Source organism: uncultured Kordia sp. (assembly GCF_947489565.1).
Taxonomy (GTDB): Bacteria; Bacteroidota; Bacteroidia; order Flavobacteriales; family Flavobacteriaceae; genus Kordia.
In genome coordinates, this window is the sequence record NZ_CANLEA010000002.1 from 98,729 (window position 1) to 119,474 (window position 20,746).

Consider the following 20,746-nt stretch of genomic DNA (forward strand, 5'->3'; position numbering starts at 1 on the left):
TTTTTGGTTAGATATTATTGAACAAGAAATGTTTGTATATCTCCAACATTGGTTGCTCCATCTCCATCAGTAACATAGATCAACCACTGATATTCAGTTCCTGTTTGAAGATTATTAAATGTATACTGAATACTATTTCCTTCTTGTAATAGATTAAGGCTAGAACCTATTTCAGAAGCATAAACTCTATAACTGAGATCAGAATTATTAGTTTCAAGATCATCTCCAATCCATGATAGGGTAATTGAGTTTCCAGTAACAATTGCGCCATCTTGTGGACTTAAGTATTGAAGTTGGGGAGCAGTATTTATTACGCCATCACCTTGAGTATATAAGCTACGAGCTTCACTATAACTACTATTATTCCCATTAGTTGCTTCTACAATCCAATACAACGCCGTTCCTTGTGGTAAGGTTACATTATATTCTGTGTCATACGTAGTATAGATATATTGTGCTTGATTAAAATCAGGAACATCAGATATATAGAGATTATACTCAATAGTATTTCCAGATGGATTATCAGATGCATTCCATTGAAAAGTCAAATTATCATTAGAACATTCTGTTTCATGAAGTGGAAAAATAAGGGTTGGTGCTGATGGATATAAACCATCTTCTAAATAGAACGACCATGTTTGGCTATAATTGCTAATATTTCCATTACTATCACGTGTAGTTACTCTCCAATAATATGTTTGATTTGGAGTTAAGTATGCTGTCGTGCTATTTGTTTCACTAAAATGATGAAAAGGATTACTGAAATTGGGATCGGTATCAGCATACCAACGATAACCAATAATATCATTATCAGGATCAGATGCTACAGTCCATTCAAAAGAAATTTCTTGATTTACTTCTTGTGTGATTATAGTACTTCCATCATTTGGTGATATAAGACTTGGTGCGCTTGGTGTAATATTGTTGTTAGTTATCGTTTCTTCCTCATCAGAGCAAGAATAAATCAGAATTATCGATAATAAGAGAACTATTTTTTTCATTCTTTGATAATTTTAAAAGTTTTATCTCCAAGCGTTGGGAAAGTCGCAACATATACGCCACTTGGTAAATGTTGAATTGATATTTCTATTTGTTTATTTTTTATCGTTGGTGTAAACACACCTATTAAGCGTCCACTTAGATCATAGAGTTCTACATTTATGGAAGTAATATTTTCTATTTTCGGAATTGAAAAGTGCACTTTATCGCGAGTTGGATTTGGATAAAGTGTAACGGTATCTAGTATTGATATTGTTTTGCTAAATGTTCCTTCACATGCCTTTGCCGTTGATATTTCTACAAGATCACCATGATTTACATCAAAGCTGAATTCTGAATCATTGGTATTCAGAATGATTTCATTGTTTATTCTTACCGTGTACGGCGCTGTTCCTGCGTTTATATTAACAGCATATCTATTCGCACCGCTATCATTACCATTCCACGTTGCATCAACATCAAGTAATTCAGGCTCGTCAATATTAAGAATGAATGTTTTTTGATAGGTGCTTTCTGGTATGTCTTGAATTGTGATGTACAAGTAATATTCGCCACTATCTAGGTTTTCAAATTGCAACTCCCAATTATTTATTGGATTTGCTGTTATGGTCTCGTCAACATTATTATCACTGCCAACAAGGCGAGCAACATACTTATTTCTTCGCAATGCTTCGATAGTTATAATTCCATCATTTGAATTAATACAGGTAAGTCCAATCGCATTAATACTATAGTTATTGTATGGTAGTTCTACATCAATCGTTCTTCCTAAACGATTACCAAGATTATCGTAATTATATTCATATACAATTCCGCTATAATAAACAACCTTCACCAAACGGTTCAGGTTGTCGTATTCATAGATTCTACTTTCTTCGTGGATTTGGGCGAAGAGTGCTATTGGCGTAAGAAAGATTAAAAACAATATTTTTTTCATTATTAACAAATTTTAATTCTTTTTATTTCTTTATCTGTGTGTAAGGTAATTTCTAATGAATCTTGTTCCTTTACAACAAAATCACCCTTATTTGCCATATCAGCAAAACGATTACCGTTCTTATCTATACAACTATAAAACTTAATCTTTTTATGATTATCTTCAAGAGTAAGAAATTCTCCTGTTCTAGTAAAAGCAACACTTTCTACAGTCCCCTCAAATTCAAGTGTTAACATTTTCTCTCTATTTTGATTTTGTCTTACCAGAACACTATTATCTTGCAGTAATAAAAATGCCAAACCAGTAAAAATGTAAATTCCTGTTATTGTTATTATTTTTTTCATAATAATTATCTACAAAGTATCTTATCCAATCCAAAAAAATTTAAAAAGCCACGAACTCTGTTAGTATCTAAAAGTATCCTTTCACCAGTTGTAGACGCATGAAATCCTAAACCAGGCCCATAGCTAGCTCCAATTTCATATAGGTTACCATTACCAATACCATTTGGTTCAGATTTTCCTGCTTGAAAACCACCAGCAGCAAGATCTAGAGAAATGCTTGCAGCTTCCTCCTGAAATAAGTTTGAATTAATAAATTCTTTTTGATAGCCTCCTTCACCAGTAAATTCTTGTCCAGAAATCCCTATATCAGCTCCAGCATAAACACCTCCATTTATCTGAAAAGAACCAGAAATTATTGGGCAAGAAGACTTATCTTCTCCTGAAAGTATGTAAGTTGACGAAAGTCCTAAAGAAATTCCTACAGGTGCAGCAAATCCTGCACTTGCGTTTATGCTGACAGCATCCAATCCTGAAGCCTCTGCTAAATTTAAAATATTCTTAAAATCTTTACCATTTACATCAATTCTACTAATAGGATTATTCCCTGAATATGGATACAAATTCGTACTCCAAATAGGGTCTTGGGTTAGAAATCGTCCAATACGAGCATCGTAGTATCTTGCACGGATATAATAGAGTCCTTTGTCTCTATCATCTTCGACTATACCATATTTGCCTAAAAAAGTAAATGAATTATGGTCAGGAATATGCCCTACACTAAAAGGTCGTGTATTGCCAAAATCATCATATATATAATCTCGGTATTCTTCAGCATCAGAATTACTTATAATAACAACATTACCTCTTAAATCACCGTGATAGTAAAGAATGCCTCCTGCGGGTAAGATGCTTGCTTCCAAGCCTAAACCATAAACATGATTGCGTCTAACACCCGCTCCATTTACATTCAGCTCTTGAATAATATTTTGACCAATAATATCCCAGATGTATCGGCGTGTTCCTAAATTTGGAGTATCAGTTTTTAAGACTCGATTACCATAAGCATCGTACTCAAACACAAAACTTTCTCCAGAAGCTGTACGACTGATAAGTTGATCGTCTATATTATATACATGTGATGCGTAACCATCAGAAACTAAGTTCCCATCATCATTGAAAGCATACGATCCGTCTATATGATTGTTTTCATTATAACTGAAGTTCTGCTCCTCTTTATTTGGACTGAAATGTAAGTGTTCATAACTAACTTCATATTCAACATCTTGATTGGTTATGTTTCCTCTGTCATCAATAGTAACAGCTTCTTTATACAAAGGGTTATCAGCAGGCCCAACATGGTTGACTCCTGTTCTTCTTCCTGCTTCATCATAGAAAAAGATTGTTCTAACACCATTTCCATAAAGAATATTACTCACCAAATCGTCTTGTCGATATTGATAATCTGCTATGGTAGTATAATTTCCATTGATTCTAACACGAACCCGTGTTAAGCGGTTTTTTGCATCGTAGGTGTAAAAGACTTTTACATCATCTCCTATATCAGCGTTTGGGTATTCTATTTCAGTTATATTACCTACATCATCATAATCATACTTTACCTTTTCGTTTGTTTCATCATTTTCTACTTCATCCAGTCTATTCAGATAATCATAATCTAAGTTATAGCGTACATCACTAGAGGCTATACTTTTTATTAGTCCTTCTTTTTTTCCACCACTACTACCGTAATAGTCAATATCAGTAATTGTTCCTGCATCATTGAGCTTTCCATTACTTAAATAGTCATAGTGAATGACATCTCCGCTTGGTTTAATATAGTTATCGAGTGTACCATTTTCATTGTATTCATATTGCTTTACTAATGAACCAAAAGTTTCACTTGTGACTTGATCGTCTTCATTATAAGTAAATAATGTAGAAACGTTGTTGGCATTAATAATTTCAATTAAATTATCATTTGCATCGTAGTTAAAACTTGTTGTGAGTCCACCAATATTAGTATGTGTCAGTAGATTATCATTTGCATCATAATTATATGATGACGTTTGCCCATTGATAGTTTTCGACAACATTCTATTGACACCGTCATACGTAAATGAAGAAGTTAGATCTTCTGGTGCTGTTATTGTCGAGACTGCTCCATCATCTTCATACGTATAATTGACGGTAATTCCTTCTTGGTTAGTAATTGATGTTAATTGACCATGATTGTCATAGGTAAGGTATATGAAGTTTCCTAGAGCATCCTCAATAGATGTAAGATTACTATTATTGTCATAATTAAACCGTGTTTCATTTCCATTTTCATCTCGATAACGGATTAAATTGTTATCGTTGTCATACCAAAAATCTTCGTCTTCATTACTTTCTATCCTTCGTGATTTAACATTTCCCTTATCGTCATAGGTATAATAGGTATCTAATCCATTGACGTCTATATTAGTTGGTAAGAGTGCATTAGTGTTCGTTGGTGATGGATACTCTATATCAATATCTTGAGTGTCATTTTGAAACTCTGTTACCATTCCGTCAACATTGAACTCATAATTAAATTGTTGAGTATTGCCTGTATTTGGCATAGGAACTTCTAACTCAGCAGTCATTGGAGTTGATGAATTTGAATAATCAAATTGGACATCGACGCCTACTGCTGGATTATCATTTATTTGGTATTCTTTGAGTTTTCCATCATCATCTTCGTCGTAGCTAGCTTCAATAGTATTTCCCAGAGGAAGTTTTACTTTTCTTAGTAGAAATCGTTTGTACTGATGCTGATCTGGAATATCTTCATCATTTGAAACATAGAAATACTTTGTTCGTTGATTTTTTGCATCATAAAATTTCTTGAGACGTTCTTCATTGTATTCAAAACGTATAATTCTATCTATTGGATCTTCTATGTAGTCAATAAAGTCAGTATTATTATGGTAGTAAAAACGTAGCTTCTTTCCTGAAGGTGCTTCAACCCATTTAATTCGCTCAAGATCGTTATCAACATCACTCGTTTCGTATTCAATATTTATTACATTTCCATTACTGTCTTCAATACGATAGAGATAAAATATTTCTAAGGAATTATCGAGCCGTTCAAAGAAGTAATGCATTTGATCTTTGGTAGTAATTTCTATATTATCACCGCCATCAAATTCATCCAAATCATCATATACGCCTTTAGTGAGGTATTCATTTTCATTATCGTTGTATATATGAATCGTACCGTCTGACCATTTTATATAATACAGATCATCGTTTCCTATAACATTTTCTTCACGAATGATGTATGAATTATAAGTATGTGTCCAACCACGTCCAAGCGGTTGGATAGGAAAATATGATTGTGGTAACTCTACAAGTTGCGTGCTGTAGTAATGAGAAAAGTTCAAACTCATTTTTCTATCAGGAATGACAAAGCTATTTTTTGCATAATGACTAAATACGCCTTGTTCGAGTCCTCTTAGAAATCCCATATTTTCAGGTTGATAATTATTTGGTGTGAAATAATTATTTGGATTGAGTAGAGCTGAATTTGAAACGGGATGATAATCGGTATTTTGAATACGATTAATAATTGTCAACAATTCATTTGTAGTAATACCAAAATCTCCATTTAAGTTACTTCCGAAAAGTCCGTCAAGTAAATCTAAATCATCTGCCTCATTGATATAACCAAAATAAGGATGACTGGAATCTACATCATTAAATGTAACAGTACCTGTGTAGTCAGGTTGAATGTTCCATGCTTCAAGTAATGCTACAATTGCCTCTGTTCGTCCAACAGCACCAGTTGTCAGTAAATAATCACCTGCGGCTAGGTGTCCAAGTACGGTGACACCGTCATTATAATCAAGATAGCTGACTAAACTGATTTTCTTTTGTAATGTTGTTGAAAAGTTTAAATCAACAAATGCAATGGGATAATCGACCATTGGTTGATAATCATCAGGATCATTTTGATCATAAACGACTTCATAAATGAGTCCTGCTAATACTGCGCGTGACACACAATCATTTGTACATTGAGAATACGTATATTGTGAAAAAAATAAAAGAAAAAGGAGAAGTAATTTTTTGTTCATATTGATACACTTTTGGGATTTGATGTATTCAATACTAATAAAAATTAGCCTTTAAAAACTATGGTTTTGATAGTTATGTGGCTAATGGAAATAAAAAGTAACCCTTATGGGATACTTCTTGTAAAGCATAAGTTAATCATTAAATTCCTTTAACTTTTTTATATAATGATTTTTCAGAAATTGTTTATCAATATTATCAATATTATCAACTTCTTTAATCTTTTCAATTAATCGTGCCCCTCGTTTTTTAGCAGCAAATTCTGTTATGTGTAATTTTTCTCCGATCTGTTTATTTGTAAATCTTTGTGCTCTTAACATCCAATATTCAATAAAAAGATCATTAATTCCATACTGTTTTTTTAATTTTTGATGATGTTTAGCTATGTCCTCTTGATTTGAAGTTGCTCCTTTTTGGATTTGTTCAAATAATTTACTATCACTTTTTTGTAACTGTGATTCTGTTTCTTTGAGTTTTTTGCCTTGTTTTCTTTTTCTGTAAACAAGAAAAGCTAACACTATCAACAAACCTGCACTACCTACAAATAATATATTGCGATAGTTTTTTTCTTCTTTATTAATTGCTTTGAGTTTATTATTTTCTTCTGCTATTTTGTCATAGTTATATTTATGAGCTGCTATTTTTCCATTGTAATCTTGCTCAAACTCATCAAGCTTCTTTCTTATAGCTATATGGCGTTTCGATACTGTTTTGATCATATTATCTGGATATACATCAATTAATAACTCCAATGACTCTAAATGATGACGATACAGATTTTTTTGCTCTGCCAGGCTATCTGCTTTCTCAGCATACATCCGCGCATTTTTTAAATCATTTTTTGCTTTGTAGTATTCAGCGAGATGTATATAAACCACTAGCATCCCTTCATCTCGTTGTAATTCAGTATGAATATCAAGTGCACGCATAAAAGCAGGCAATACATCTGGTTTTGGGTTTTCTCTGAAATATGCTTTTGCTTTGTTATCAATGAGCGTTGCTTTAAGCCAACGCTTTTTTGGTTGTGATAATAATGAATCATAGGCTAATGCTTCATCAAAATACTCATGCGCTAGTTTAAAATCACCTGTATTAGAATAGACAATACCAATATTATTTAGCGTTTGTAGATAATAGAATGTATTGTCGAGATTTTTGCGTAGATCGTATGCTTTTAAATTATATTTCAATGCTTCTTTCCAGTTCTTCTGATGCTTATAAATCAACCCAATATTATTATAAATGGAAGCAATTCTTCTTTTTTGGTTTGTACCTTCAAAAAATTTAAGTGCGTCAATCGATGTTATTAAAGCAGCACCATCAACACCAATCTTTTTCTGGCTGATAGCAATATTTAAAAGTGCTTTCCCTGCACCAAGTGAATCACCTATACGCGCAAATACTTCTGAACTTTTTGCAAAGTAATAATAGGTACTATCAGGATGCGTTTTATCGATATAATGATAATAACCACCATAATAAAGTGATCGTGCCCATGCTAAAGAGTCTCCATATTGTTCAGCAATCTGAATATGTTCGGTAATATATTTTCGCATTTTTTCTTTGTCACCAATCTTATAGCTATATCTAACACAATTTTTCAATACCTTGTTTTTCAACGAATCATGTTGTACAGAATCTAATAGTATGTACGCGTCCTTACTGAATACATATTTTAGCGAATCTGAAATGGTAGTATCGTTGATTTTCTTGAGAAAGGTTTTAATACGTTCTTCATTACTAACGTATTGTTTTTGATCACTTTGAGCAATTCCAAGACTAGTAAGGGTAAGAATAACGATAATAATAGCAATACGATAATTATTCATAATTATAAAGAAAATTATTTCATCTAATATAAATAAATATTGTAATTTTAATACTAATACAAGAACAAATCCCTAGTAAAGGATTTGTTCTTTTGAAAACTATTGAAAGTCATCCTCATCTGGTTTAGCTGGATCATCAGCTTCTCCATCAGTTGATTGTTCAACAGGAACCTCCAAATGATCATCATCTGTAGTACAAGAAGTTTGTAAAGCTATTGTGAAACACAATAGAAAAAGTAATTTAATTTTTTTAATCATGACATTTACATTTAAAAATGTCCTGATCCGGATTTGGCTCGCCACCAACGGACTAAAAGACGAGTCTTTGTGCACAAAGTTGTATTTACATTGAATACTATGATGTGAAAGTATTTAAATCTAATAGCTTAGAATAACTAGAATGAAAATGTTCCTTATTAAAAGGAAAATCGCGTGGAAACAAATGAAAATATTATTGTGCCTATTCACTAACTTCAATTTACAGCCTATGAGACAGTTATATATTTCCTTAATTTTTTCTTTTTTCTCTCTTTTTCTTTTTGGACAAAGCAATAACATTAAAATATCTCCTTCTCAGATAATAGATAAAGATGTAATTCAAAATCAGTTATTGGAATTTAAATCTAAAACAGACTCTATACTTCTTATTGAAGATAAAAATGCAAATGCCTATAGAATTTCTGCATTTATTGATATTATTCAATTTCAATTTCCAATGGTAAAAAAGAAAATAAAGAAGGCTATATACTTAGATTCAATTACTAACAATGAAATTGGGTTAGCTGAAGATTATGATATTCTCGCAAGATACTACAAGGACTTAGGGAAAAATGACAGCGCATATATTTTTTGTAAAAAAGCACTATCATTACCTAAAAATAAAAATCCGAAACAAGCAGGTAGGCATTTAAAGAACCTGATGGCAATTTATAGTAATCGTGGGCAAAAAGATTCAGCCATGATTGTAATTAAAGATGCTATAGAATTTAGCTTACAAGCTCATGATTCATTAAATCTATTAATATTAAAAGCTGAGGAAAAAAATTTATTAACAAGAGGCACGCATGATTTAAAGACTGCATTTGATATATATTATTATGGGGAAAAGATAAATAACAATTTTGTAAAAGCTTTAGCCTATGGAAATATTGGAAAATATTATCAAAAAAAGAAAGACTCTATAGGTTTTAGTGTAAAATATCTCGACTCTGCCATTGTATTTTTCAAAAAATCAAAGAACTTTTATTTTCTAAACATAACATACCCTTCAAGAGCTTATGTAGCATCTAGAGATAGTTTAAGTAAAAAGAAACCGATAGACTATTATAAATTACAATATGATATGGTAAAAAATACAGAACATATCTATAAAGAAATGACAATGATTAACCTTGCAACAAAATATTATAAAATTGGAAGAGTTGATGAATCAATAGCCATTTACAAATCAATTATAGAGCTATCAAAGAAAAAAGAAATCCAAAAAATACTAATTGCAATAAGTCATCAAAACTTATCTTCAATTTATGAATACCAAAAAAATTATAAAGAAGCTTTGATTGAATATAAAGAACTTTATAAGAATGAAATGGAAGCATATTCAACAAAAGTTACTGATCAAGCAAATAAATATAAAATAGAATTTGAAACAGAAAAAAAGGAAAAAGAAAATCTCCAACTAAAAAATGACAATATTGAGCAAGAGTTATTAACACAAAAAGCAACTACACGAAATTGGATATTATTATTAGGTCTACTCATACTTAGTATCTCAGCTTTTTTCATTTGGAAGCGTTACAAGTCAGAAGCAAAAGCTAAAAAAACGATCAGTCAGCAAAAAAATGAAATTGAAAAGCAAAAGAACCTCGTTGAAACACTACAAAAAGAGCTACACCATAGAATGAAAAACAACCTTTCGTTTATAGACTTATTCATTAATCTTGCAAAAGGACGTTTCTCTAATAACAAGTATCAAACCAAGCTCAATGAGCTACAGAATAGAATGCGTAGTATGTTTGAAATACATAAACAGCTTTTTAAAAAAGAGGATATTACATCAGTGCTGGCAAAAAAATATATAGATACATTGGTAGAAAATGTATGTGAAGCTTACAACAAGAATAATATCATTATAACAAATGATACTCATGAAAATGAAACATTATTATCAAGCACCTCATTTCCTGTAGGATTGATTATTAATGAATTTGTAACCAATACTTTTAAATATGCTTTTAATGATAATGAAAACGGAACTATAAATATCAATTTAACATCTGATAGTAGTAATTATCATTTAACATTACATGATAATGGAAAGGGATTACCGCAAGATTTTGATATTAAAGACCTAGATTCATTTGGTATGGAAATAATACAGCTATTAACAAAGGAATATGGAGGTAAACTCACCCTCAATGGAGCTGGTGGAGTTTCTATGGATATATATTTACCTAAAATTGCTGCTTAATCTAATGGAAACATATTTACAAAGCTATATTATTAATAACTTATTCTTTAGAGTATGAAACAGGTTTATCTTTTTATAATTTTGACTTTCTTTTCTACTTCACTTTTTGGTCAGCAAAATAATATAGACAGTTTATTATTAGTTTACAAAGAGCATAAAATTGATAGTTTAAGAATTAACACCTTAAATAGAATATGCCGTTACTACTATCAGATAAATCCAGAAGAAGGACTTGTATATGCAGATACATTATCAGCTCTCGCATTAAAGAATAATAAAAAAGAGTTGATTAGTTTTAATCATAATTACAAAGGTTCAATCCTAATTAGAAAAGGAGAGCTTCAAAAAGGAATAATTGAATTTAAAAATGGAGTCAAATTAATCGATAGTGTTGGTGAAGAAAAAGATAAATACAAATTCTATTCCAATATTGCTAGTGCTTACAGGTATACTAGAGATTTTGAGCAAGCAACTTTATACTACAATAAAGCTATTGATATTGTTAATCGTTATGACATGAAAGACCGTCTAATTGCAATTTATAATAATCTTGGAGCAATGGCACAATCACAGGAAAATTATAATATTGCTGTAGATTATTTCATGAAATCTTTAGAAAATAGAGAGTTTAATAAGAATCCTAGAAAATTAGCTATTACATTAGTTAATTTAGGTACGATACATCATATTCTTGAGCAACCAGAAAAAGTTCTTAGCTATTCATACGAAGCTTTGAAAATTTCTGAAGAAGATAATTATCTTACTGGTATTGCAGATAGCAAGAGAAATATTGGAAAATCTTTTATTTGGCAAAATAAAAATATAAATGATGCCATTTCTTATCTCAAAGAAGCAGCTGAAATTTATTTACAGTTGAATGACAATGTTTTTCTGATTGAAGCATATTCTTCTTTAGGAGATGCTTTAGAATTAATCAATGATTTAGATAATTCAATCAACTACCACACTAAAGCTCTAGAGTTATCTCAAGATATTAAAATGCAGGATAATATACTTGGAATACGAGCAGCTTTAGCTAGAGCTTTAATTAAAAATGGAGATATAAAAAAAGCTGAGGTCGAATTAAAAATAGTTTTGAAAGACACAACTAATAGTAATCTTCTTCAAGATCATTTACTCATTGCTTACAAAGCATATTCCGACCTTAACAGCCAACGAGGTAATTATAAAGACGCACTTCATTACCATAAACTTTATAAAGAGGTAAATGATAAAAAGTTATCTATTGAAAAGACAAAGGATGTAAATGAACTTGAAACTAAATATGAAACTGAAAAAACAGAAAAAGAGAACCTCCAATTAAAAAATGACAATATTGAGCAAGAACTACTAACGCAAAAAGCAAATACACGAAATTGGGTTTTACTATTTAGTTTACTTATTCTAAGTACATCTGCCTTTTTCATCTGGAGACGCTATAAATCAGAAGCTAAAGCTAAGAAAACCATCAGCAAGCAAAAAAATCAAATTGAAAAGCAAAAGAACATTGTTGAAGCACTACAAAAAGAACTACACCATAGAATGAAAAACAACCTTTCGTTCATAGACTTATTCATTAATCTTGCAAAAGAACGTTTTTCGGATAATATCTACCGAACCAAACTAAATGAATTACAGAATAGAATGCGTAGTATGTTTGAGATACACAAACAATTATTTAAAAAAGAAGATATTACATCAGTAAAAGCAAAAAGATATATTGATACTTTAGTGCAAAATGTGCAGGAAGTATACAACAAAAAAAATATTACCATTACGAATGATACTCATGATAATGTAAATTTATTATCCAGCACATCGTTTCCTGTTGGTCTCATTGTCAATGAATTTGTAACCAATACCTATAAATATGCTTTTAGTGATGATGAAGATGGAATTATAAATATTAGCTTAACCTCTGACGACGTTAACTACCATTTGACTTTACAAGACAATGGAAAAGGCTTACCTCAGGATTTCAACATTGAAGATTTAGATTCCTTCGGTATGGAAATAATACAATTACTGACAAAAGAATATGATGGAGAATTCACCTTAAACGGAAAAGGTGGAGTTACTATGAACATACAATTACCTAAAACTGCTGCATAATGAAATCCAAAGCTCGTATACTTGTTGTAGAAGATAAGTCACTTATATACAAAAGACTTAAAAAAGTACTTAAAGAAAATTACTATTCTGTAGATTCTTATACTCCAAGTGTTAAAGATGCAATTGATAATATAGATCAAAAACGACCAGACCTTGTATTACTTGATATTGATTTACAAGGTAATCATAATGGTATTTATCTTGGTAATTTGCTACAAAAGGAATATTCCATTCCTTTTATTTATGTTACAGATTTTGATGACGATCAAACATTTTATGAAAGTCTTAAAACTAAACATGACGATTTTGTTTCTAAGAAAGATATCAATCTTGACGAAACAGAGCCTTTGGTTATTCAAACTAAGCCATATCTTGATGAAAAGAGACTTATTCGTTCTATTCAGACGGTATTAGAACGAAATAAAAACAAACAATTCAAATACATACAGAAAAAATCTATCATAGGGTTTGTAGATTATGTTAGTGAAACCAAGAACCTTCCTAAAGACCAATCACAGCAAAAAACTGTTGAACTAAAAGATATTATACTTTTTACTCGAAACTCGACACAAATTAACGAAGCAGCATCAATTGGGAAAGATTACAAAGAATTTATCAAGCTTAAAGATAACTACATACGATTTTTCGATTGGCAGGGAACATCATTGTATCTACCGTGTAATCTAAAAAGCATACTACCTCATTTGCCAGACTATTTCGTTCAAATAAGTGACCACATGATCGTAAATATAAATCCTGATGGATTAGAAGGAACTATTAATGGTTCATTTTTTAAATTACGAGATGGAGAGAAATATAAAATTTCAGAAACCTATAAAACTGAAGTTAAAAAACGTATTTCTCAATTCTATATAACTAAGGATTCTATAAAAGATAAGTAGTTTTCAAAATATAATTGACACTATTCAAATCCTTCTTTAAAAAACTCTTCCAAAGAAATATCAAACGCTTTCAAAACTTTAAGTAGGGAAGAAAAGCGTAAATCTTGCCCTTGCTCATATCTACCATACTGAGCACGCGGTAAGTTGTGTTCAAATGCAAATTGTTCATAATTAGAAAAGCCTTTTTCAATACGTAGTTTACGTAGTTTTTCTCCAAGGTTTTTAAGTTGCTCCTCTGTGTATTTGTCTTTTTTAACCATGAAACAAATTAATTCCAATTCACATTAATTTGTTACCATTTATAAATTCATACTTATAAGTAGTATTTTTAAAAATAAAAACTATATTTGAACTATAAATGACTCATTACTAACGCTTCCTTCAAATAAAGAAGCACCAAAACTTTAAAAAATGAAAAAAACGATACTTAGTCTGTGCTTTTTTGTCTGTTCAATATTCGTTCAGGCACAGCAAAAACCATTAGTTCTTATGGAGATGATCTCTACAAAGGTTGAACAAAACAAACTCTCTAAGCATTTTTCGAATTACACATTACTTACGACAAATCAACAGTACAGTCATAGTGAAAATAGCCATATTATTATACAGCTATCAAATAATCAAACTATTGAATTGGATTTCGGAAACTCACAACAAGAAACAAATACCTTTCCTGTATATATCGATGGTATGGCTAGAGAATCTATGGATGGGGATAATACTGTAAAATCATTTCAGAAGGAGATTGGTAATGGATATATACAAGGATTAGTAAATGATAATAAGCTGTACTCTTTAAGTTATAAAAATAATATAAGTACATATTACATAGAACGATTACAAAAGTTCATTCCTAACAGCAATGAAAATCTCTACGTTCTGTATGCTGATGGTGATTCTGTTATAAAAGATAACACCTGTTCTGTATCAAGTACAGAAGAATATACCAAGCAATTACAATCACGAATACATTCGTATTTAGAAAATCAAGAAATGGCAAACGAATGTATTAATATTAAGCTTGCCATTGCCTGTCCATCAAATATGTTTACTCATTATGGCTCTACTCCTAATGTAGAAAGTGAAATAACAACGATCATAAATAATATTACATCTAATTTTGATACTGATTTTAATAAGCGAATTGATTTTGAAATTACAAGTATTAATGTAGCTACTTCATCATCATCGGGCTTAGATACTGATTTAGGAACACTTACTGACTACATTGATATTTTAAATACCTTTAAAGATTGGTCAAATAACGGGAACCTTACAGCACAAGATTATGATATAGGAATATTATTTACACGTACTGATTTTGATGGAACAACAGTTGGCGGTGCATTTACTGATGCCTTATGCTCAAATCCACAAAATAGATATATCGTAATACAAGATGTTTATTCTGGAGGGCTTACGAAAAATCAAGTAAGCCATGAGATTGGTCATAGTTTTGGATCTCCACATACTTCAAGCGGTATTATGACTCCATCTGTAAGTACTTCTACTTCATGGGATGCAAGCTCAATTGCAATCATTAATGCAAAAGAGCAAGCAAGTGATTGTAATTTTGGCACTAATGCAATTGAAGGAACACCTAACGCCCATTTTGTTTTGGCAGAAAAAGCGTGTAAGGATGAAATAATTATCTTAAATGGTGCTGAATCACGTAATACGACAATGTGGAACTGGTCATTTTCTGAAGGAGCACCACAATCTGGACAAGAAGTAACCACTTCTTTCAATACAATAGGGGATAAAGATATATCATTAATAGTTCAGAATAGTTATACAGCGTGTAATAATACGTCAACAATCAATACCCAATCAATTGAAGTTGTAGATTTAGTTCCGCCACAGGAAGCTTCATGTACTACCAACTATGATTCAAATCAAGGAATGAATAATGAATTACAAGCAGGAATTGTTAATGTAAGTTTTGGCTCCATTGATAATGATAGTGAAGATGTATTTGTGAATAAGCTTGTGCTTGAAAATCATACTTGCTCGAATACTACTATTGAAGATGAAAATTCTACCGTAACGTTATCTGTAACAAAAGGAACATCTAACTTTAATATTTTCACTAAAGCATGGCTTGATTATAATAATGACGGAAATTTTACCGTTGACGAATTAATACTTGATAGCGATAGTAGTGATCTGACCGTTTCCGAAAACATTGTATTAACTAATGCAAACACCACCCTTGGGACGCTCCTTCGATTACGCGTTATTACTGACTTAAATTCAATAAGTAATGCTTGTGTCAAACCCACCTTTGGACAAGTTGAAGATTATGGCGTTATTATTCAAGACCCATTGAGTGTAGATGAGTTTGGTATAGCTGATGACATACATCTTACCGAAAACCCATTTAGTGAACAAGCAACTATTTTTATTCCAACAAATACCCAATTTGAAAGTGTAACAATACGTTTGTACGATAATTTAGGTAAATGGCATGAAACACAAATATTTCTTCCGAACAGTAATCATTACACAATTCAAACTAAAGGATTAAGTAGTGGAATATATTACATAGCTATTGAAACTAATGGAAAAGTGAATAAGGTCATTAAAGGAATTAAAGAATAATTCCACGCTTCTGTAAAACTGTACAATAATGATTCCCCCAACATTCTTAGCTGACTTATAAAAGTCAGTTTTGAGTGTTGGGTAATTTCTTAAACTCATTTAAAGATATCGTTTATAATATAAATTGCTTTATATACTCAATTCTAATTGCATATTAGTTTCGGAGTTTACTTCTTTGCATTCAATAAAACTACTGCAACTACAAATTCATAATTAAATATTGACCATCAAAATAAGTCATTTTTTAGATGTTTGCAGAAGATAAGCGTGAGTCTAAAAAATACTGTTAACATTTTATTAATAAGAAAAAACACTAAAAAGAGCGTCAAATTCAACGCTCGTTGGTGAAATTCAACGCTTATAAAATAATGTTGCACTAAAATGGAAAAGTACTTTCCTTTAATACACAAAAGAAAAACTCAACTGCCTTTTCCCAAATCCATTTTAAATGAGTTATTAATTAAAAACATTACACATGATACATAAGAAAAAACGAAGGCAGTGCCTTAAAGATAGTAAAGACCATCTTTTGATAGGTACAAAAAGTCAAGGGAAATATATTATAAAATCAGATATTGTCTATATCCAAGCCTGTGAGTGTTATTCATGGATATTTACACGGGACGGTTTAAAATTTCTTAGCAGTAAGGCTATTGGATACTATGAGGAGCTATTTTCAAATCAAAATTTTTCACGTATTCACCGCTCATTTTTAATCAATCTTTCCCATTTAAAACAGTATGAACCAAGTTATCGTTTGGTCCATTTAAAAGGTGAAATAGTTTTATCTGTGAGCCACCGAAAGAATCGTATCATCTCAAAGATGATTAATAATCAAGAATTAAATACGCTGCTGACAAAAGCTATATAAGTAAAACAATAAAACGAAAATTAATTAATTTCAAACTATATGAGAAATATCACTGTATTGTTATGTGTTTTGATCGGAATATGTTCCGTACAAGCACAGAATGTGGACTCTAATCCTTTTGATTATGACGGAGAACTAGGTCGCATTCTAAATATTCCTAATTCTCCCGAAGCAGAAGCTTTCACAAAATATGGAAACACTTCTGTAAATATGTACACAGGGTCACCAAATATAGGCGTTCCAATATTTACATTAAAAGGAAGAGAATTAGATTTGCCATTAGCTTTAAATTACGATGCTTCTGGTGTGAAGGTAGAACAAAGAGCTACCCAAGTAGGACTTAGTTGGAGTTTTTCTGGCGGAGGACGAATCTCTAGAATAGTAAATGGTCTTCCTGATGATTATTTCCATTCAAATAATGGTTACAAAACAATTATGGAATCTGTAACTCGCAACAAAATAAATAATTATATTGAGGATAATCTCACATTTGATAGTGAGCAAAATATGATTAATTATTTTTATTTTTTATTTGATGTAAGTAAAAATATCATAGATCTTGAGCCAGATTATTTTAGTCTTAACGCAATGGGACTTAGTGAGCATATCGTATTTGATTTACAAACACTTCAACCAAAGTCATTAACTAATCCGCGTACAAAAATTGAAGTTGTTTATGCTGACCCTAATGCTTCCCAATTACTAATTTCAGAATGGATTGTTACAAGTGAAGATGGAACAAAATATTATTTTGAAGAAAAAGAACATACACACGCGTACGGAGATTCAGGAGGATACGGATATGATAGAAAATATTATTCTTCATGGGTACTAACTAAAATGGAATCTAAAAATAGAAAAGATGTTTATGAATTTAGTTATACTCATACTGGATACTGGCAACAACCACTACCAGCTACTCGTGTATCTCATGTTACAAATAATATATCTCCAGCATTACCATCCTTAGTAAATGAACCAACAGGGCAAACTACTAATGCTTCATTTTATAAAATTGATCAAGTTTATTTATCTGAAATTAAACATAATAGTAACTTAATTATATCTACTGATATGTCCAGTAGGTATGATATCGATTCAAAAGTAAAAAAGCTTGATAAAATTACAATACATAAACCTTGTTATGCGTCACCCAATAATTGTACATCTGATATTCTAAAAGAATTTATTTTTAATTATTCTTATTTTGGAATTGAAGAGCATGAAAATCCAGCTTTAGAAAATCCTTCTGATATCCGCTTAAAATTAGATACTGTAACTGTTAAAGGAATGTCGAATTATGATTATCAAACTTATAGTTTCAGTTATTATGAGCCAGAACAAATTCCATTTACCAATTCAACATCACAAGACTATCTAGGCTATTTCAATGGAGCAAATAATGGAGACATACTGTATCCTTCCTATGTATTAGACGCAGGCTTACCAAATGCTATAACCTTTGCTGGAGCAGATAGAAATCCAAGCGAGTTTCATGCTAGAATAGGAATGTTAAAGAGATTGACTTATCCTACAGGAGGCTTCACAGAATATGAGTTTGAATTACATGATTTAACAGAACCTACTGAAAATACTCAAAATGTATATTATTTATCAGAAACAGTGGGCGGTTCAACACAAGTTGATGTAACATTATATCAAGATCAGAATGGAAACCCTTGTGATGATAGACATTTAGATGGTGGACCTTATCCTGATAATTACCCACGAATTAAGATTGGTGAATTTTATTTACCTGAAGATGGTACGTACCGTATAGAATTTAATGGTTCTGGGACACGAAATACAGAAGGAAAAATTAAATATATTCCTTTTGATATCCCTTGTACATCTGAACCATGTCAACGTCCTTCCGATTTAACCAATTATAGTAACTACTGTAATTTTTATCAATCTCCTTTTATAATAAATAGTTATTCTGATATTGACCGTTTTCAATATTTGCAAAAAGGCTGGTATGTTTATATGGTTTTGACTGATGAATCTGATGATGGTGGATGGAGCAATGCAAGTATTAAAGTTAGTAAAGAAGTAACCACGACTATTGCAAGTCCAATAAAAAAAGCTGGATTAAGAATAGCTACAATAACAGATTATTCAGATGAAAATACTATTGCACTTAAAAAAAACTATAGATATCGAACAGAGTTTAATGGCAATTATTCGTCAGGAATAGAACTGTTTTCTCCTAAGTTTTCATATACAACTACTTATGAAAAATATGTACCTAGAACTGGAGAAACTTTTCTTGAACAAACATTGCATCGTAATACAACAGCTATTGGTAATAGTCAACAGCCACATGTTGTATATGAGAAGATATACGAGATAATAGGCAATTACCGAGATGAAGATGTATTAACACCTAATGGTTACACTGAGTATTCATTTTATGCTGGTGAGACTGGAATAGTAAATTCAAGACGTTTACCGCCTTTCACTAATAGTTTTTATGGAAATTATGAAGCAGGAAAACAAAAAAATACTAAGCTGTATGATAATTCATCAACTGTATTATCTAATTCAGCAACAACATATTATGATACTACCATATTTTCACAACAAGGAATTAGTTTAATCAATAAAGATGAATTGAAATATAAATATCTAGTATCCCAATTAGATGAAACAACAGGGAGATACAAATATTTTTATCAAGATGCATGTTGGCAATGTTTTAGTGGAGGTTCAGGAGGTTCTTCTACTAGTTGTAATCCACAACCTCACTGCCCAACGGAGTGTTCTGGAGGTACAGGGACAGCTTATAATTGCCTTTTAGGTGATCTTAAATATAGCCCATTGTCGATTTACCGATATCTTACTAATGGAAAAACGGGTAATACTTTAAAAGTGGTTACCAAAGAATATTTTGAAGGAATAGAAGTTGAAAGGAAAATTGATAACATATATGCAGGAGCAGAAAACTATCATTTATTGAAAGAAATGATAACTACTGATAGTAAACAAGAGCAAATGAAAGTTTCCTATAAGTATCCATCAGATTTTAACGAAATAGTATATGGTGAAATGGTAGCAAATAATCAATTGATGGAAATAATCGAAACAGAAACATCTATTAATAATAATAAAACTTCTAATCGTAAGAATAGATTTGAAGGTAGTACTATTGCTGGGTTTAAATTATTTGAAGTTTTATCTGCAAAAGGAGACAATTCTTTGGAGCCAAGAGTTAAATTTATTTATAATGAGCATAATAACATAATACAATCTAATAAAATTATAACAGCAAATACAAGTATTAATACCGCTTATATATGGGGTTATAACCATACAGTTCCTATTGCTAAAATTGAAAATTTAGCTATTGCTTCGATCCCTACATCAACAATAACATTATTAGAAAATCTATCTAACTCAGATATAGATGAAGAAACTGAAGAATCACTCAAAGTAGCGTTAAATAATTTAAGGAATGTATTTCCTCAAGCAATGATTTCAACTTATACATACGATCCTCTAATTGGTATTACAAGCATGACTGATTCAAAGGGTTATACTGTATATTACAAGTATGATGAGGCACATAGACTCAAAGAGATTACAGATGCAGATGGAAATATAATTAATAGAACACAATATAATTATAAAACACAAAACTAATAAC

The 20,746-nt window shown here is 31.0% G+C and carries 13 protein-coding genes; 6 read left to right on the forward strand and 7 right to left on the reverse strand.

Going from position 1 to position 20,746, the window contains the following annotated elements:
• Nucleotides 1-14: 14 nt before the first annotated feature.
• The 6 genes from Q0845_RS03170 to Q0845_RS03195 all read right to left on the reverse strand — a co-directional run bounded on the left by Q0845_RS03170 (nt 15) and on the right by Q0845_RS03195 (nt 8,372).
• Nucleotides 15-1,001, reverse strand: coding sequence for a fibronectin type III domain-containing protein (locus Q0845_RS03170; RefSeq protein ID WP_298509056.1), 987 nt, complete (start codon nt 999-1,001; stop codon nt 15-17).
• Entirely contained in the window at nt 998-1,936 is a 939-nt protein-coding gene (locus Q0845_RS03175; RefSeq protein WP_298509058.1) for a T9SS type A sorting domain-containing protein, read from the reverse strand. Before Q0845_RS03175 ends, Q0845_RS03170 begins: the two co-directional genes overlap by 4 nt.
• Before the next feature lie 2 nt (nt 1,937-1,938).
• Nucleotides 1,939-2,280, reverse strand: a complete 342-nt coding sequence (locus Q0845_RS03180; RefSeq protein ID WP_298509061.1) for a hypothetical protein — start codon at nt 2,278-2,280, stop codon at nt 1,939-1,941.
• 5 nt (nt 2,281-2,285) lie between these two features.
• Nucleotides 2,286-6,317: an RHS repeat-associated core domain-containing protein gene (locus tag Q0845_RS03185; RefSeq protein ID WP_298509063.1), complete on the reverse strand. Its 4,032-nt coding sequence runs from the start codon at nt 6,315-6,317 to the stop codon at nt 2,286-2,288.
• Between the two features lie 132 nt (nt 6,318-6,449).
• A complete protein-coding gene (locus tag Q0845_RS03190) occupies nt 6,450-8,144 on the reverse strand; it encodes a tetratricopeptide repeat protein (protein ID WP_298509066.1) in 1,695 nt (564 codons plus the stop codon).
• A gap of 99 nt (nt 8,145-8,243) precedes the next feature.
• A complete protein-coding gene (locus tag Q0845_RS03195) occupies nt 8,244-8,372 on the reverse strand; it encodes a hypothetical protein (protein ID WP_298509068.1) in 129 nt (42 codons plus the stop codon).
• Nucleotides 8,373-8,631: 259 nt separating this feature from the next.
• Between Q0845_RS03195 and Q0845_RS03200 the strand changes: the two genes are divergently transcribed.
• Genes Q0845_RS03200 through Q0845_RS03210 form a run of 3 tightly spaced genes read left to right on the forward strand, consistent with a single transcriptional unit; the run spans nt 8,632 to nt 13,628 of the window.
• Nucleotides 8,632-10,614: a histidine kinase dimerization/phosphoacceptor domain -containing protein gene (locus tag Q0845_RS03200; RefSeq protein WP_298509071.1), complete on the forward strand. Its 1,983-nt coding sequence runs from the start codon at nt 8,632-8,634 to the stop codon at nt 10,612-10,614.
• Nucleotides 10,615-10,668: 54 nt separating this feature from the next.
• Nucleotides 10,669-12,726: a tetratricopeptide repeat protein gene (locus tag Q0845_RS03205; RefSeq protein WP_298509074.1), complete on the forward strand. Its 2,058-nt coding sequence runs from the start codon at nt 10,669-10,671 to the stop codon at nt 12,724-12,726.
• Complete coding sequence (locus Q0845_RS03210) at nt 12,726-13,628, forward strand: response regulator (RefSeq protein ID WP_298509077.1); 903 nt, start codon at nt 12,726-12,728, stop codon at nt 13,626-13,628. Before Q0845_RS03205 ends, Q0845_RS03210 begins: the two co-directional genes overlap by 1 nt.
• Before the next feature lie 20 nt (nt 13,629-13,648).
• Here Q0845_RS03210 and Q0845_RS03215 read toward each other — a convergent pair whose 3' ends face one another.
• Nucleotides 13,649-13,888 (reverse strand): helix-turn-helix transcriptional regulator, encoded by a 240-nt coding sequence (locus Q0845_RS03215; protein ID WP_298509080.1) that lies wholly within the window; start codon nt 13,886-13,888, stop codon nt 13,649-13,651.
• A gap of 151 nt (nt 13,889-14,039) precedes the next feature.
• On the opposite strand from Q0845_RS03215, the gene Q0845_RS03220 reads away from it, so the two are divergent.
• The 3 genes from Q0845_RS03220 (at nt 14,040) to Q0845_RS03230 (ending at nt 20,742) form a co-directional block, all read left to right on the forward strand.
• Nucleotides 14,040-16,229, forward strand: coding sequence for a zinc-dependent metalloprotease family protein (locus Q0845_RS03220; protein ID WP_298509083.1), 2,190 nt, complete (start codon nt 14,040-14,042; stop codon nt 16,227-16,229).
• Nucleotides 16,230-16,704: 475 nt separating this feature from the next.
• Nucleotides 16,705-17,100 carry a LytTR family DNA-binding domain-containing protein gene (locus Q0845_RS03225; RefSeq protein ID WP_298509086.1) on the forward strand — a complete coding sequence of 132 codons (396 nt, stop codon included), beginning with the start codon at nt 16,705-16,707 and terminating at the stop codon, nt 17,098-17,100.
• 39 nt (nt 17,101-17,139) lie between these two features.
• Nucleotides 17,140-20,742: an RHS repeat domain-containing protein gene (locus tag Q0845_RS03230; protein ID WP_298509089.1), complete on the forward strand. Its 3,603-nt coding sequence runs from the start codon at nt 17,140-17,142 to the stop codon at nt 20,740-20,742.
• Nucleotides 20,743-20,746: the final 4 nt, after the last annotated feature.

Coding starts and splice junctions, on each gene's coding strand:
- Q0845_RS03170 (WP_298509056.1), bottom strand. CDS start 1,001: ATGAAAAAAATAGTTCTCTTATTATCGATAATTCTGATTTATTCTTGC.
- Q0845_RS03175 (WP_298509058.1), bottom strand. CDS start 1,936: ATGAAAAAAATATTGTTTTTAATCTTTCTTACGCCAATAGCACTCTTC.
- Q0845_RS03180 (WP_298509061.1), bottom strand. CDS start 2,280: ATGAAAAAAATAATAACAATAACAGGAATTTACATTTTTACTGGTTTG.
- Q0845_RS03185 (WP_298509063.1), bottom strand. CDS start 6,317: ATGAACAAAAAATTACTTCTCCTTTTTCTTTTATTTTTTTCACAATAT.
- Q0845_RS03190 (WP_298509066.1), bottom strand. CDS start 8,144: ATGAATAATTATCGTATTGCTATTATTATCGTTATTCTTACCCTTACT.
- Q0845_RS03200 (WP_298509071.1), top strand. CDS start 8,632: ATGAGACAGTTATATATTTCCTTAATTTTTTCTTTTTTCTCTCTTTTT.
- Q0845_RS03205 (WP_298509074.1), top strand. CDS start 10,669: ATGAAACAGGTTTATCTTTTTATAATTTTGACTTTCTTTTCTACTTCA.
- Q0845_RS03210 (WP_298509077.1), top strand. CDS start 12,726: ATGAAATCCAAAGCTCGTATACTTGTTGTAGAAGATAAGTCACTTATA.
- Q0845_RS03215 (WP_298509080.1), bottom strand. CDS start 13,888: ATGGTTAAAAAAGACAAATACACAGAGGAGCAACTTAAAAACCTTGGA.
- Q0845_RS03220 (WP_298509083.1), top strand. CDS start 14,040: ATGAAAAAAACGATACTTAGTCTGTGCTTTTTTGTCTGTTCAATATTC.
- Q0845_RS03225 (WP_298509086.1), top strand. CDS start 16,705: ATGATACATAAGAAAAAACGAAGGCAGTGCCTTAAAGATAGTAAAGAC.
- Q0845_RS03230 (WP_298509089.1), top strand. CDS start 17,140: ATGAGAAATATCACTGTATTGTTATGTGTTTTGATCGGAATATGTTCC.